The sequence below is a fragment of the Terriglobus albidus genome (genome assembly GCF_025685425.1).
Classification (GTDB): Bacteria; Acidobacteriota; Terriglobia; order Terriglobales; family Acidobacteriaceae; genus Terriglobus; species Terriglobus albidus.
Genome location: NZ_JAGTAS010000028.1, coordinates 1 through 15,245, shown reverse-complemented (window position 1 = coordinate 15,245; position 15,245 = coordinate 1). Strand labels below are relative to the sequence as shown.

At 59.4% G+C, this 15,245-nt stretch carries 14 protein-coding genes; 6 read left to right on the top strand and 8 right to left on the bottom strand.

Annotation, left to right across the window (positions count from 1 at the left end):
• The first annotated feature begins 1 nt into the window (after window position 1).
• Window positions 2-790, top strand: a complete 789-nt coding sequence (locus OHL21_RS05385) for an NIPSNAP family protein (RefSeq protein ID WP_263416224.1) — start codon at window positions 2-4, stop codon at window positions 788-790.
• Between the two features lie 481 nt (window positions 791-1,271).
• Here OHL21_RS05385 and OHL21_RS05380 read toward each other — a convergent pair whose 3' ends face one another.
• The 4 genes from OHL21_RS05380 to OHL21_RS05365 form a co-directional block, all read right to left on the bottom strand.
• Window positions 1,272-2,972 (bottom strand): alpha,alpha-trehalase, encoded by a 1,701-nt coding sequence (locus tag OHL21_RS05380; protein WP_263416223.1) that lies wholly within the window; start codon window positions 2,970-2,972, stop codon window positions 1,272-1,274.
• Window positions 2,973-3,089: 117 nt separating this feature from the next.
• Entirely contained in the window at window positions 3,090-4,526 is a 1,437-nt protein-coding gene (locus OHL21_RS05375) for an efflux transporter outer membrane subunit (protein ID WP_263416222.1), read from the bottom strand.
• The gene (locus OHL21_RS05370) at window positions 4,523-5,725 is read right to left on the bottom strand and encodes an efflux RND transporter periplasmic adaptor subunit (RefSeq protein WP_263416221.1); all 1,203 of its coding nucleotides are present in this window, start codon (window positions 5,723-5,725) and stop codon (window positions 4,523-4,525) included. Before OHL21_RS05370 ends, OHL21_RS05375 begins: the two co-directional genes overlap by 4 nt.
• 14 nt (window positions 5,726-5,739) lie before the next feature.
• The gene (locus OHL21_RS05365) at window positions 5,740-8,937 is read right to left on the bottom strand and encodes an efflux RND transporter permease subunit (RefSeq protein WP_263416220.1); all 3,198 of its coding nucleotides are present in this window, start codon (window positions 8,935-8,937) and stop codon (window positions 5,740-5,742) included.
• A 138-nt stretch (window positions 8,938-9,075) separates the two neighbouring features.
• Here OHL21_RS05365 and OHL21_RS05360 point away from each other — a divergent pair, with 138 nt between their 5' ends.
• Window positions 9,076-9,969: a LysR family transcriptional regulator gene (locus tag OHL21_RS05360; protein ID WP_263416219.1), complete on the top strand. Its 894-nt coding sequence runs from the start codon at window positions 9,076-9,078 to the stop codon at window positions 9,967-9,969.
• 159 nt (window positions 9,970-10,128) lie between these two features.
• On the opposite strand, the gene OHL21_RS05355 is transcribed toward OHL21_RS05360, so the two are convergent.
• Entirely contained in the window at window positions 10,129-10,902 is a 774-nt protein-coding gene (locus OHL21_RS05355) for a CHAD domain-containing protein (protein WP_263416218.1), read from the bottom strand.
• A 146-nt stretch (window positions 10,903-11,048) separates the two neighbouring features.
• Complete coding sequence (locus OHL21_RS05350) at window positions 11,049-11,759, bottom strand: methyltransferase domain-containing protein (RefSeq protein WP_263416217.1); 711 nt, start codon at window positions 11,757-11,759, stop codon at window positions 11,049-11,051.
• Window positions 11,760-11,806: 47 nt separating this feature from the next.
• On the opposite strand from OHL21_RS05350, the gene OHL21_RS05345 reads away from it, so the two are divergent.
• Window positions 11,807-12,313: a GNAT family N-acetyltransferase gene (locus tag OHL21_RS05345; RefSeq protein ID WP_263416216.1), complete on the top strand. Its 507-nt coding sequence runs from the start codon at window positions 11,807-11,809 to the stop codon at window positions 12,311-12,313.
• Window positions 12,314-12,334: 21 nt separating this feature from the next.
• On the opposite strand, the gene OHL21_RS05340 is transcribed toward OHL21_RS05345, so the two are convergent.
• Complete coding sequence (locus tag OHL21_RS05340; protein ID WP_263416215.1) at window positions 12,335-12,730, bottom strand: type II toxin-antitoxin system death-on-curing family toxin; 396 nt, start codon at window positions 12,728-12,730, stop codon at window positions 12,335-12,337.
• On the bottom strand, window positions 12,730-12,957 hold the full coding sequence (locus OHL21_RS05335) for an AbrB/MazE/SpoVT family DNA-binding domain-containing protein (RefSeq protein ID WP_263416214.1): 228 nt from the start codon (window positions 12,955-12,957) through the stop codon (window positions 12,730-12,732). Before OHL21_RS05335 ends, OHL21_RS05340 begins: the two co-directional genes overlap by 1 nt.
• 132 nt (window positions 12,958-13,089) lie before the next feature.
• On the opposite strand from OHL21_RS05335, the gene OHL21_RS05330 reads away from it, so the two are divergent.
• The 3 genes from OHL21_RS05330 to OHL21_RS05320 are packed head-to-tail and all read left to right on the top strand — an operon-like array spanning window position 13,090 to window position 14,860.
• Window positions 13,090-13,869, top strand: a complete 780-nt coding sequence (locus tag OHL21_RS05330; protein WP_263416213.1) for an SDR family NAD(P)-dependent oxidoreductase — start codon at window positions 13,090-13,092, stop codon at window positions 13,867-13,869.
• Window positions 13,870-13,888: 19 nt separating this feature from the next.
• Window positions 13,889-14,368 (top strand): group II truncated hemoglobin, encoded by a 480-nt coding sequence (locus tag OHL21_RS05325; RefSeq protein WP_263416212.1) that lies wholly within the window; start codon window positions 13,889-13,891, stop codon window positions 14,366-14,368.
• Between the two features lie 12 nt (window positions 14,369-14,380).
• Complete coding sequence (locus tag OHL21_RS05320; protein WP_263416211.1) at window positions 14,381-14,860, top strand: DUF488 domain-containing protein; 480 nt, start codon at window positions 14,381-14,383, stop codon at window positions 14,858-14,860.
• Window positions 14,861-15,245 lie beyond the last annotated feature (385 nt).

The window sequence follows — 15,245 nt, the reverse complement described above, 5'->3', positions numbered from 1 at the left end:
CATGCAACGCCGCACGTTTTTGAAATCCGCCCTTACCGCTTCGGTTGCTTCGGCTGCATCCGCCGGCACAGCGCTTGCTCAGCCTTCGGGCGGACGCGAGTACTATCAACTGCGCAAGTACCACCTCAGCCGCGGCACCGGCTCGGCAATGACGGAGAAGTACTTCCGCGATGCCTTGATTCCTACGCTGAACCGTATGGGTATGAAGACTATCGGCGCGTTTTCGGTGAACTACGGTCCGGAGACACCGACGTATTATCTGCTGATCCCCAGCTCGGACCTCTTCACACTGACCAATCTCGATCTTTTATTGGCCAAAGATGAGACCTTCTTGAAAGCGGCGGAGCCGTTCTGGTCCTCACCTGGAAAAGATGCTGCGCCATTTGTCGATGCAGAGAGCTCGCTGCTGGCTGCATTCGAGGGCTGGCCGCACCTCACTGCTCCCGATACAAAGCAGAAGCGCATCTTCCATCTGCGCACGTATGTCAGTTCCACGTATGGTGATCACGTCCGCAAGGTGGAGATGTTCCATCACGGTGAGTTCAAGATCTTCCAGGAGTCCGGTTGCGGACAGGTCTTCTACGGCGACCTTCTCATCGGCCGGCAACTGCCATCGCTGACCTACATGCTCACCTTTCCGGATCTGGCAGCATTGGAAAAGGGATGGGCGGGTTTTCAGTCCCACCCGGAGTGGAAGAAGCTGGCTGCCGATCCGCGATATGCGTTCGAACCGATCGTGACCAACATTGACAGCCTGATCCTGAATCCGCTGCCCTTCTCGCAGGTGTAGGTGTCATCCAATCCGCTCTAAGAGGGTGTGAAATATCCACTGCATGAGGCATGGCTTGAATCAGGTGGGAGCCGTGGGCTAAAGCCATGCTTCAGCCCACGGTTGCCGGATACACGAGAAGTTGGGCTTTAAAAGCCCATTCCTTATGCGAAAGAAAGATGTTTGAGCGCTGAAGGCGCGACCTATACCAGCCTGGGGCAACGCCCCAGGTACTGAGATAGGAAAACGGTAAGAGGGCTGAAGGCCCGATCTATAATCCCCAGTCTTCATAAACGAAGCGGTTCGTGAAGCCGTTGTACCTATCGAAACGATACGGTCGGATTGAAGGCACTTATATAGGGCGGGCCTTCAGCCCTCCTCCGTCTTGTGGGCGCCAAAACCTGGGGCGTTGCCCCAGGCTGGTATAGAACGCGCCTTCAGCGCTTGACTTTCCGTAGGTCGGGGACCCCGATGCTCCCCACCCAATTACCGCACACCATAGCTACTGTTGTGTCCCACGCGCTGGAATCGTTGACGCGCAATCACTGGAACGGCCTGTGAAGAGCAGGCCGTTCATCTTTAAGTACACTGCATTGGTCCAGCCGAAGCCGACGACATTGCTCTTGTAGCCCGCGGCCACTTCGACATCCTTCCGGGGATCGACAACGTTGTACTTCTCGCGGATGGTTCCGTCGCGCTCGTAGTTATCGCGGACGGAGTGCATGAAGCCGTGGGCAATGCGTCCCATGGTTGTGCCATAGCCGTAGCAGCTCATGCCGTCGACTGCGATCCAGTTCACGGGCGCCCAGCCGAAGGGGGCATCCCACTGCATGCCACTGATGGTATTGCTCATCGCCAGGCCTCCTTCATGCGTAAGCGTGCGAAGCTGGCGCATGGTGGAGGCTGCCTGAGTGCGTGTAGCAAGCCCTGCCCAGAGTGGATAGGCTGCGGTGGCATAGAGGTAGGTCGAGCGGCGATGGTGCACAAAGTCATAGTCGGCAAAGGCGCCGGTGCGTGCATCCCAGAGATAACGGTTCATCGCCGTCTTACGCGCTTCGGCGGCATCGGTCCATTGCTTTGCCTTGGCATCGTCGCCAAGCTTGGTATAGAGGCCGGCGACATCGAGCTCATAACGATAGAGCAGGGCATTCAGGCAGACAGGCGCATAGTTCTCGGTCGATCCGCTAAAGGGACCGAAGCGGAAGCTGACGTCGAAGCCTGACTCGCGCATGGCGCGATCGCTGCGATAGAAGGCGGGCGTCAGCCGCCACCCCTGATACTCGGTGTGAGCACAAACGGCGCTTGCCCCAGAGGAGCATGCCTGGCCATCGGCAGCCTTCGTCAGATAATTGGTCTTCACCTCGGGATGGGCCAGCAGCCACTTGATCACATCGACGTAGTAGGTGCTGTCGTCTTCCATCTCCGGTACGGGCCCGCTGCCCAGGTCGAAGTACCGTGCGAGTCCGGTGTCTCCGGCTTTGTGTGCGTCGCTTAACCACAACGCATGGTCACGTTCGAGGTACGGCATCGCTTTTTCGAGCCATGCTTTTGCCGCGTCAGGATCGCGTCGATTCATGGTGCGATAGACCTCATCAACCATCCGCGCAAGGAAGGGAGGCTGGGAGCGGGTGAGGTAGTAGGTACGGTTGGCATTGAGGATGGCGCCGTAGTTTTCGATCTCGAAGAAGAAGTTCTCCACGATTCCACGCGCCAGGAGCTCGTTGCCTTCGCTCAAGAGGCCCAGCAGGATGAAGTAGCTATCCCATCCATACATCTCATTGAAACGGCCTCCGGGCACGACATAACGATGTGGCAGGTAGAGGAGCCCTGGTGTCTTCAGCTCCGACGGCATCAGGTCGCCTTCTTTGCCGATGGCGCGCGGCAAATGTTCGACACGGACATTGCACTTGGTACGCAAGGCAGCAACGGTGGAAGGAATGGGATATCCATGGGGAAGATAGACAACTGAGGCTCCGGCAAGCTTGGGGTCGTGCACGGTGGCGCAGTCCGTCATCGATCGCGTCAGCGACGCCCATCCATTGCGGATGTACTGCTCGACCGGGACGTCCCCTTGTGTGGATGGGGCGCTGGGAACTGGGGGCTGCGCTACCTCCTGCTGTTGCGCAACGGCGCACGGAAGGCAAAGAAGCAGGAGCAGGGCATACGAACGCATAGGTGGTTCGATGATGATTCCGAGCTGCACGTTTCCCGAAAAAGAAACCCATCCATTGACGGATGGGTTTCGAGCGCACAAAAAAAAGGTTCGAGCTTTCGCTCGAATGCCCACATCTCGGCGGGCCGAGATATGGGGCACCCAGCTTTATACCTTGGGAAGCTGCGAAACGTTCCATCCACCGCCGACGGCCTTCACCAGCAGAACGCTGGCATCGAGGCGGCGGCGCAGGATGTCGATCTCGTTGCGCTGGTTCTGCAGTGCGATGGTCTGCGAAGTGATGACCTGGAGATAGGTATCCACACCGCCCTCGTAGCGGGTCCGGAAAAGTCCCAGGGCTTCTTCTGCGGAGGCGGTAGCATCACGCTGCTGTTGTGCTTCCGTCTGAAGCTGCTTCAGCGCTACGAGATTGTCTTCCACCTGCTGGAAGGCATCGAGTGCTGACTGGCGATAGCTGGCGACATGAGCATCATACTGCGCGATGGCAATGTCGGTGCGCGCGCGCCGGCGGCCTGCGTCAAAGACGGTCTGCGAGATCAACGGGCTGACCGCCCACACACGGCTCGGCCAGGTGAACCAGTTGAGCACGGAGCTGCCCTGGAAACCGGCACTGGCTGCGAGGTTCAGCCGCGGATAGAAGGCTGATTTGGCGATGCCGATCTGTTCGTTGGCTGCGGCCATCAGGCGCTCTTCCGTGGCTATATCCGGACGGCGTTCCAGAAGCTCTGACGGTAGCACGGCGGGAATACCGGGCAGTGCGGGTGTCTGTTCGGTGAGCGGATTGGCGGTCAGCGTGAGCTGCGCCGGCGGCTTGCCGGTCAACACTGCGATCGCATGTTCGAACTGCGCGCGGGCGATCACGATCTCAGTCGACTGCACCAGCGCTTGTTGTAACTGCGTCCGTGCCTGGGCGACGTCAGACTGCGGAGCGACTCCGCCGTCGGCACGATCGATCGTTAGCTGCAGCGCATCTCGATAGGCGGCGACCGTCTCGTCCAGCAGCTTCTTCTGGGCGTCCGCACTGCGCAGGTTGAAGTAGTCCATCGCCAGTTCGGCATGCAGGCTCAGGCGGGCCGTCTCGAGATCAGCGGCGAAGGCCTGCGTGGTCTCTTGTGCCGCGGTGATGCTGCGGCGGATGCGTCCCCACAGATCGACTTCGTAGTTCAGGTCCAGCGGCAGGATGAAATTACCCTGCCCATTGTCGGGTGTCAGGTTGCCGCGATAGGCGCCATTCGGAGTGATGCGAGTCGCGCCCAGCGTGGGATCGACGCTCAGCGTCGGCGACATGTCGGCGCGGTTTAGCTTGATGACCGCACGTGACGCGCGGAAGTTGGCCTCAGCCTGCTTCAGTGTCTGGTTGGCTGGGTCGATCTGCTCTTCCAGAGCATTCAACTGGGGATCGCCGTACATCTCCCACCACTTGCCATGGGCCATGGCGTCATTGGGGGTAGCGGTCTTCCAGGTGTCACCTTCCTTGAAGGTCGGCGCCGTCGGAACATCAGGCTTGACGTAGTTCGGACCAACACGGCAGCCTGCAAGCGATACGGCAATGGTGGTAAGAGCGAGAAGGTTCTTCGTCCTCACTTCTGCGCTCCCTTCGCCTGGGCGACCTTTACCTCCATACCGTTCTCAAGAGAATCGGAAGGATCCAGGATCACAGCATCATCACCGCTAAGGCCGCTGATGACCTCAACGGTAGATCCGAAGTCGCGGCCAATGCGGATAGGGACCAACTGGACGTGGTTGTCCCGCACGATGCCGACGCGCAGACCCTCCGAGCGGAAGAGCAGCGCATTCGAGGGCAGGGTCACTGCCTGTGCTTTACCTGCAAGACGGAAGTGAGCGAAGACGTAGGCTCCGGGCAGCAGCTTGCCCTTCGGGTTATCAACGTCCACCTCGACGTTCAAGGTGCGGGAGCTCTGGTCGATGGCGTTGGAGTTGCGGACGACCGTGCCGGTGAACTTCTGGTCGGGCGTTGCATCCTGGGTCAGCTCGACCTTCATGCCGTCCTGAATCTCATTGGAGTAGATCTCAGGCACAGCTACATAGACGCGCAGCTTCCCCACAGCAGCAAGGTGGAAGAGCTCCTGAGCACTTCCGGTGGCTCCGGAGCCGCCGCCGGCGGCGGTGATCAGGGCTCCGACATCGGTATTGCGTGCGGTGATGGTGCCGTCGAAGGGTGCAACGACACGCTCAAAGCTCTGCAACTGTTGCAGGCGGCGAACGTTCGCTTCCGCAGCAGCCATCAACGACTGACGCGCTTCCAGGGTGGACTGCGCCTGATCGGCCTCCTGCTTGGAGACGGCGCGCTTGGAGACCAGAGCCTGCCAGCGGTCGTTCGTTGTTTTAGCCAGATCAAGATTGGCCTGAGCCTGCTTCAGGTCGGCTTCAGCGGCCTGGAGCTGCTGGTCCAGCTCCGGCGTCTCAATCTGCGCCAGCAACTGTCCCTGCTTTACATGCTGGCCGATGTCGGCGTACCACTTGCGCAGATAACCGCCGGTACGGGCATAGATAGGCGTATCGGTATACGCCTGGGCGTTGCCGGGCAGCACCAGCTCCTGGCCGTCTTTGCTGCCCGCTCCATTGGGATGCACAACATGTACGGTCTGGAAGGAGGAGATACGGGTCTCCTCCTTCAGCTCGCTTTCGGCATGAACGCGATCGTGGATACCCCATGCGACCGCGGCCACCAGCGCAACAGCGGCCACGCCCACGGCAATGTACATGGGCTTGCGATTGGTCGTCGTTTGTGTGGTTTCGGTCTGCTGTGTTGGCTCGCTCATAATCTCTTTCTCCGTTACGCCGGCAGCGCTTCAGCGCTCTCAGTCATAGGAACGTTCGTCGGTCTCGGCTTGCGTCCGTGAATCAGCGCGAAGACGGTGGGAACAAAGACCAGGGTGGCGACCGTGGCGCACATCAGGCCGCCAATGACGGCGCGGCCCAGCGGCGCATTCTGCTCACCGCCGTCTCCCAGCCCAAGCGCCATAGGCACCATGCCTATAATCATGGCCAATGCGGTCATCATGACAGGACGGAAGCGGGTGAAGCCTGCTTCTACCGCGGCGCGGATGGCGTCGCCGTGATCTTCATAGCGCAGCTTGGCAAAGCTGACCACAAGAATACTGTTCGCGGTGGCCACGCCCATGCACATGATGGCGCCCATCAATGCTGGAACGCTGAGGCGTGTCGCCGTAAGGAAGAGGAACAGAACAATGCCGGCCAGTGCCGCGGGCAGCGCCGTAATGATGATGAACGGATCGACCCAGCTCTGGAAGTTCACCACGATCAGCAGATAGACCAGCACGATGGAGAAGGCCAGACCGCCCAGAAGGCCGATGTAACTGCTCTTCATCGTCTCCACCTGTCCGCGCAGGGTGACATAGGTACCGCGCGGCAGCGTCTTGCGCTGGCGGTCCAGGATGCGTTCGATATCGCGGCTTACCGAGCCGAGATCGCGGCCCTGCACCGAGCCGTAGATATCGATCACGCGCCTGATGTTGTAGTGGTTCATGGTTCCCATCTCGGTACCGCGCTCGATGGAGGCGACGTTATTCAGAGTCTCCTGTTGACGTCCGGCTGCGTTGCCAAGCGAGCCGCGGTTGAGCGGGATGTTCTGCATCGCCGCGAGGGTGTCCATGTTGTATTGCGGCGTCTGCGCCACCAGCGGATACTGGTTGCCGGTCTTCCAGTTCAGGAAGAAGAGCGGATTCACCTGGAAGCTGCCGCTCAGCGTATTACGCAGACTGGTGGCGACGTCGGTGGAGGTATAGCCGCCCTGCAGCGCCTTGGTGCGGTCGACGTTCACCTTCAGCGTGGGATAGTCGAAAGGCTGCTGGATACGCAGGTCCGTCAGGCCGGGAACATCTTTACGGAGCTCATCCATTAGCTGTGAAGCAAGCTCGTGGCTCGTCCTTACGTCGGTGCCTTCGAACTGGATATCGATGGGTGCAGGCAGACCAAAGTTCAGGATCTGCGTCGTGATGTCGGCGGGCAGGAAGTAGAAAGTGGTGCCTGGGAAGAGCTTCGGAAGATCGCGGCGCAGATGCGCGATATAACGGTCCGTCGAGTGGTGGTCTTCCTTGAGCGAGACCATCACGTCGCCATCATAGGGCCCGATGGTGCCGTTGGTCTGATGCTGCGTGTTCATCTGGCTGTACGGCATGCCGATGTTGTCGAGAATGTTGGCAACCTCGTTGGCGGGAATCTCCTGACGGATATGGTCCTCGACCTGATCGGTCAACCGCGCCATGTCTTCAATGCGGGTTCCGGTGGCGGCGCGTACGTGCAGGATGAACTGTCCGCTGTCGGTCGAGGGGAAGAAGTCCTGGCCGAGGAAAGGAATCAGCAGGAACATCAACAGGCATGCTCCCAGAAAGCTGGGGATAAACAGCTTGCGGTGAGCGACAAAGGTCTCCAGCAGGCCGTGATAAGCGTTCCGTACCCATTCAAAGCCACGTTCAAAGGCGCGCTGGAACAGGACCAGGGGATTGCGTGTCGCCGCCGGTCCGTGATGGCTCTTTGCTTTCAGCAGGTACATCGCCAGGGTCGGCACCAGCGTTCTCGACAGAACGTAGGAGGCCAGCATGGCGAAGACCACTGCCTCAGCGAGAGGAACGAAGAGGAAGCGCGAGACGCCGCTGAGGAAGAACATCGGCAGAAACACAATGCAGATGCAAAGGGTAGAGACCAGCGCCGGAACACTGATCTGCGCTGCGCCCTCAAGGATCGACTCGTGCAGCCCTTGCCCCTCTTCGAGGAAGCGTTCGATGTTTTCGATAGTGACGGTGGCGTCGTCGACCAGGATGCCGACAGCGAGCGCCAGGCCGCCCAACGTCATGGTGTTGATGGTTTCGCCCAGCAGGCCAAGAATGATGACGCTGGTCAGAATCGACAGGGGGATCGAGACGGCGATGATCAGCGTCGAACGCCAGCTTCCAAGGAAGAGCAGGATCATCAGGCCGGTGAGAGCCGCGGCGATCACCGCCTCACGAATCACACCCTGGACGGCGCCACGTACGAAGATCGACTGATCGCTCAGCGGCGTGATCTTCAGCTCCGGTGGAACCAGGGTCTGCACGCGCGGCAGCAGCTTCTTGGTGCCGCTCACGACGTCGAGCGTGGAAGCGTCACCGCTCTTCAGAATGCTGATCAGAACGCCGCGATGTCCGTCCTGACGAACGACGTTGCTCTGCACCTGGAAGCCGTCACTGACTGTCGCGATGTCGCGCAGGTAGACGGTGCTTCCATTGATCTGCTTGATGGGCAGCGCACCTAGTTCTTCCACCGTGCGGGGAGCCCCATTGGGAACGACATCATATTCTTTGGTGCCGATCTTGATGGTGCCCGCCGGCGTGACGACATTCTGCTGGGCCAGAGCCGCAAGCATCTCACCCGGCGCAATACCCTTGGATTGCATCGCTGCCTGGTCCATGGCGATGTTGATCTGGCGCTGCTTTCCGCCGAACGGCAAGGGAATCACGGCGCCGGGCGTGGTGACGAGCTGAGTACGGATGACGTTGGTGGAGTTGTCGTTGAGAACCTGTTCGCTAAGGCCCTCACCGCTGATGCCTAGCTGCAGAATCGGCACGCTGGAGGCGGAGAAGTTGATAATCTCCGGGGGCAGGATACCGGCTGGGAGCTGACGCAACAGATACTGTGAAGCGGCTGTAACCTGCGCGTTGGCGGTATCGAGACTCGCACCTGGCTGCAGGAAGATCTTCACGACCGCGCCGCCGTTGTAGGTCGTGGACTCGATGTGCTGAATGTTGTCGACCAGGGTGGTCAACGCCTTTTCGTAGGGCGTGGTGAGGCGGCCTTCTACTTCTTCGGGATTCAGGCCGGTGTACGTCCAGCCCACCGAGACGACCGGGATATTAATATTCGGGAAGATGTCCGTCGGCGTGCGCAGGATCATTACCGGGCTGAGCAGCAGAATCAGCAGCGCCAGCACGATGAAGGTATAAGGACGATTCAGAGCAAGCTTGACGATCCACATCGGCGTCTTCCTTCAAGGAGAGTCTCAGGCCGATTACGCGGCAAGGAAACGGCTTACTAATAATGATTGGTCTTCACCCTTAAGGGTCGCACGTTTTGTTCCGAAGGGTTTGATCGGAAAAACCGATAAGATGATGCTATGGAACTGCGTCATCTGCGCTACTTCGTAGCTGTCGCGGATTACGGCGGTTTTTCCCGCGCCGCCCGCCGTCTGTATGTTTCGCAGTCGGCGCTCAGCGAACAGATTGCCGATCTTGAGTCGGAGCTGGGAGTACAACTATTTGACCGTTCGCGGCTGCGGACGGTACTCACCGCCCCTGGAGAATTGTTTCTGAAGGAGGCGCGCAAGCTGCTCTCCGGTGCAGATGCAGCCATCAAGGTGGCACGGCTGTCAGCCTCGGGTGATCTGGGTGAGATCCGCATCGGCTTCTTTACCGGCGGGGTAGGGCCGAACTTCCCGAAGCTGATCCAGCGCTTCCGGCAGTCGCACCCGCGGGTGCATATTGCGCTGCATGAGATGATTCCGGCGCTGCAATGGAAAGCATTAGCCGAAGGCACGATCGATATCGCCTTTACGCGGCGCCTGGAGGTTCCCTACTCCAACTTCCTGAAGTCCGAGGTACTGCGTAAGGACCCTCTCTATGCCGTGCTGCCGAAGAATCATCCTCTGGCGCGAGATATCGTCGACATCCGCGCGCTCTCACATGAGCGTTTTGTCATGTGTGCACGTGAGACTTCCCCGTCACTGTTCGACAAGATGATCGAGCTCTGCTCCGAAGCGGGCTTCTCGCCTGAGATTGTGAATACGGCGAATGTGTGGAGCTCTATCGTGCTTCTGGTGCAGGCCGGCGAGGGCATTGCGATTCTTCCGGCAAATACACTGCAGGAGCTGCCGAAGACCGGACTTGTCTTCTGTCCGCTGAAACAGAAGAACGCGTGGATCGACCTGGTCATGGCATGGTCGCCGGATCGCGAATCTACGGTACTGCATCATCTGCAACAGCTCATCCGTGAGGCGGATGGGAAAGTCTAGTTGCTGGTTGCTAGTTCCTGGTTGCTAGTGCATCAACAGGTTCGATAACTCATAGTTGGGCGCCCCACCCTCGCAACGCCAGAGCATTTTCCCTGGTGGGTAAGGGAGCCTCAAAAACTTCAACAAAGAAGAGACAATTCCTGAGATGCGATGCTGCACTCACGCCGCGCGCAGCAGGCGAACGAAGCTGTTGTGATGGGCCTTTACGCGATCACATGTCAGTTTTGTGAGGGGGTCCTTCTTGCCGAGTTTCTTCTGTGCCTCTTGCGCCAGCAGCAGCGCATCGTGCCAGTCTCCGCCGCTCTGTTGCAGGCGGTTGTAGCGCGCGGCCACGGCGGTAGCCTGCTTGGCCGGCAGACCGGTTTCGGCGATGTAGCGTGCGACCTTGGCCATCTTGCGAATGGTATGCAGATCGTCTTCACGAACGGTTTTCATGCCGCGTGTGTGCCGCTCGTACCAGGTATCGGCCAGGGGAAGAAGTTGCCTGAGCGGGAGGGAGAGCTCTTCGGCGGGCTTAAGTGCAGTGAAGAGCTTTTCGATTGCTTTTGCAACCTTTGGAATGTGTTGCTCCAGATCCTTCTTCAGATCATCGGCCCTCTTCTGACGGCTCTTATCAAGAGCCTTGAGTAGCTTCGGGCGATGGTTGTGCTGTGGCAGATGCAGCCCCTTCAGTATTTGTTGCAGCACGTCCAGATCACGCACCTGCCCAGCCTCTTTGCGGATAGATTTCAGGGTACGCCGGAATGTCGCGGCCTCTGTGCGGTACGCGGGTAGATCTCTCAACTGCATCAGCAGTTCGAGTTGCGCTTCAATGCGCCGGGTAGAGGTGCGGAGATTGTGCACGGCTTTCTTCCGTGGGCGCGCCACGCACACAGCTAAAGCGGCTTCCAGCGCGGTGGCCTGCTCACGAAGTGTCTGGATCGGTCGTGCCATCTCGGATTAGATGTCGGGAAGGGCCAGGACGGCTACAGCATTTTCCCTGTAAGTGTAGAGTAGGGCTTCCGCACTTATGGGCGTTTTCCGCAATGAAAACGCCGCGGCACTCCTCTTCCGGGATACCCAGCAACAGGGAAAATGCTCTACTCGTCGATCTGCCATCTCCAGATACTGCAGCGCTCGTAGCCTTCCACGGCATAGAGACCGTGCGCGTCGCGGCGGATGGTGGCGCGATCGGCCTCGTCATCCTCTTCGGAGAGGTGCAGGTCGCCGGCCCACAGCTCGCGCAGGTTGCCATGTTTTACCAGGACGGCCCGCTGCTCGTCGTTTACGTAGAGAACGTCCAGCGGCGTAGGAGTGGTGGCCTGGCGCACGTCCAGCCGTTTGAACAGGCGGCGAAGTACAGTGGCGCTGAAGGGATTGAACAGGTAGAGCAGCAGCGGACCGGCAGGGAGCGGCAGGGTCATGATGTCTCCCTCCACGATGCTGACCGGAGAAACGGCGTAGGGCGCGAAGCGGGCGATGTTCTCCTGCGCGATCCTGGTGAGCAGCGGGTTCAATTCAACGCCGGTCACGCTGCGGAAGTGCATACGCGCCGCCAGCAGGGAGGAACGGCCTTTGCCGGCGCCGATATCGACGAAGGCGTAGTCGCTAGGGGGAACGGGAGTCCAGGTGTTCTGCCAGCGCTCCATCAGTTGCGCGAAGAGCGAGGGTGCGGTGCCGTGGTAGGCGGTGTTATGGCGGTCGTGCATGTGGCCGGTCTTGAGCTTCGGTCCGGGGATAAGACCGCCGGTCTCGGTACCGTACTTTGCGTCGAAGGGATGAACGACCGGAGCTGTCTGCTTACGTGCCACGTATATCAAGGGTGCAGGCTAAGGCTGCTTCGGTGCAAGATGAAGAAATGGCGACAGAGATACAAGTGCGTCCGGTAGAGGCGGCGGACGCAGAGACGATCGCGGAGATCTACGGGCATTACGTCCGGTCCAGCACGGCAACCTTTGAGCTGGAGCCGCCCACGGTGGATGAGATTCGCGGGCGGATGGCGGCGGTTGCGGAGAAGGGCTTGCCGTGGCTGGTGGCAGAGCAGGCTGGACGCGTGCTCGGCTATGCCTACGCCGGACCATATCGCCCCAGGGCGGCATATCGATTCACCCTGGAGAACTCGGTTTATATCCACCATGAGGCCGCAGGGCAGGGAATCGGTCGTCTTCTGATGGAGCAGTTGCTGGAGCGATGCACCGAGCGGGGTGCACGGCAGATGGTCGCGGTGATTGGCGGAGGCGACGAAAATGCCGCCTCCGCGCGGCTCCATGAGCGGCTCGGTTTTGTGCGGGTGGGCGTATTGCAGGGCGTGGGATGGAAGTTCAACCGCGCGCTGGACAGCCTTCTGATGCAGCGTGCGTTGTGAGAAGGCTTGCGCCCGGTCCCGTCAGTCTTCGAGGGGAAGACTGTGGGTGCGGAACCAGGCTGCGAGTTCTTTTTCTGTAATTTCACCGGCTGCGAGCGCGTAGAAGGTCAGGTAGTTTTCTTCTTCGGTCATGGCCGGTTCATGGCCGTTGCGTACGAGGAATGTCTCTGAAACGACGAGAGCCGTGCGCTTATTGCCATCGACAAACGGGTGGTTGCGAGCTATTCCATAGGCGTATGCGGCCGCCAGATCGAAGATATCCGGCGGGGGATCACCATAGGCAAGCAGGTTCTGCGGTTTTGCCAGAGCCGATTCGAGCAGCGTGATATCGCGTACTCCGTCAGATCCGCCGAAGGCTTTCAACTGCATGCCATGCAATACCAGTGCGATGTGGCGGCTGATCCAGACCGGCTCCATTACTCCGCCAATTTGCGCAGTGCGTTGCGGTTCTTCCGCATGATCTGTTGTGCGATCCGAATCTGCTCGGCAAACTCTGCGTTGTAGGGCGTGAGGTGAATGCCATCCGGTGTGGAGGTGGCATAAAGCGTGTCACCTTTTTCGAGGGAGAGCTCGGCAAGCAGTTCCTTGGGGAGAATGATGCCTGCGGAGTTTCCAATTGTCGTTACTTTGAGCTCGATTTCCATGACTTGACCTCCTTCGGAATTATAACTTTGATTATAACCTCCTCCCTGCGAGAGAGAGCTTGGAGTTTCTGGTTTTGGGCCAAGTTGCGACGAGCTTCAAGGTCGTTGCATCGGATGCTGTGGAGGAAGTTCATGGATCTCAAGCTCAAAGGCAAACACGCGCTCGTCACCGGAGGCAGTGCCGGCATTGGCTTGGCCATCGTAAAGGGGCTGGTCGCCGAAGGGGTACGGGTTACGGTTCCTGGCCGGGATGAGAAAAAGCTGAAGGCGGCGCTCGGTGAGCTGGGGTCGGCAGTGACGACGCTGGTTGCGGATGCCGGAACGGCTGAAGGCGCCGAGGCCATCATCAAGGCGGTCCCGTCGACCGACATCCTGGTGAATAACCTCGGGATCTACGAACCGAAGAAGTTTGAAGACATTACGGACGCCGACTGGCTCCGGCTCTTCGAGGTGAACGTGATGAGCGGCGTGCGCCTGGCGCGGCACTACTTCCCGCAGATGTTGAAGAAGAACGAGGGCCGCGTCATTTTCATCTCCAGCGAGAGCGGCATCATGACGCCGGGCGAGATGGTGCACTACGGCATGACCAAGTCGGCGCAGCTCGCCATCAGCCGCGGCATGGCTGAGGCCACACGTGGAACCAATGTGACGGTCAATACGGTAATGCCCGGGCCGACACGCAGCGAGGGCATTGTGGAGTTCCTGCAGAAGATGGCCGCGACGCCCAACGCCACGCCCGAGGAGGCGGAGAAGGAGTTCTTCGAAAAGCATCGCCAGAGCTCCTTGCTGCAGCGGTTGATCGACGATACCGAGGTGGCCAACCTGGTGGTTTATCTCGCCAGCCCATTGAGCGCGGCAACGACGGGAGCCGCGGTCCGTGCCGAGGGTGGCCTGCTGCGCTCTATTTACTAAGGGAGAGTATGCTGCTGGCATGAGCGAGCAGAAAACAGTTCCAACGCTCTATGAGTGGGCCGGAGGTTCACCGGCCCTTGAGCGTCTCTTCGTGCGCTTTTACCAGCGTGTGCCAGCGGAGCCATTGCTGCGCGATGTCTTCGCGCAGATGGATCCGCATCATGCTCAGCATGTTGCAGTCTTTGTTGGCGAGGTGCTTGGCGGCCCAAAGGTCTATAGCGAAGAGCATGGCGGCCATGCGCACATGATCCGCAAACACATGGGCCGTAATCTTACAGACGAGCAGCGCCGCCGCTGGATGAGCTTGTTGCTGGAGACCGCGGATGAAGTAGGTCTGCCGGACGATCCGGAATTCCGATCTGCCTTTGTCGGCTATCTGGAGTGGGGTTCGCGGTTGGCTGTGATCAACTCGAAACTTGATCCCGCGGCGACTGAAGATACAACTGCACCGATGCCGCAATGGAGCTGGGGTGCAGTGGGTGGACCGTATCAGGGTTGAGTAGCAAACGAATTGACACGGATTTACACCATCGGCCACTCGCGTCATCCACTAGCTATCTTTATTGATCTCCTAAGGCAGCACGGCATCCGGACGCTCGCGGATGTCCGTTCCATTCCCGCCTCGCGACGCATGCCGTGGTTTTCGCGGCAACCTCTGGCTGCTGCACTGACGGAAGCCGGCATCCGCTACGTCTGGATGGGAGACCGGCTCGGCGGCAAACCGCGCGATCCGGCAGTGCACGGCTCCGGCGGCGCCGTTGACTATGCGGCAGTCCGCGCGACACCGCGTTTCCAGACCGGCATGGAGCTTCTGGAGAAGACAGCCGCTGCAAGCAGCACGGCCATCATGTGCGCCGAGGAAGATCCCATGCACTGCCACCGCTGGCTTCTTCTCGGTCCGGCAATGGATGAACGCCAGATGGAGGTTCTCCATATTCGTGGCGATGGTTCTGTCGAAGCGATGGCGCCGGTGCAGAACCGGCTCTTCTAAAAAGTCATGTGTGTCGTTGAATTTGCTTATCCCATACACTGGGTTCCCATCCATCGCAACGCGATGGGCGGAATGTTCGAGCGAAGCTCGATTCGGTGGGAGCATCGGGGTCCCCGGCCAGCGTTGCTGGTTGGGGTAAAGGCGTGGGCTTTCAGCCCACGGTATATCGGCTCGATATGAAATGGGCTTTTTCCTCGCGTACAGAGGAGGCTCAAGGCTAAAGCCCATCTTTTGTGGCTCTGTAAACCGTGGGCTAAAAGCCTAATGTCACTTACTTTTTGATTTTGGGAGAGGACCGAAGTGATGTTTTGAGGGGAAGGATTTTCCTTTTCCCCAGATTTCGCGAGGGTAAGATCGATGTTTGGTTCGTTGTGGAAGCTTGGCT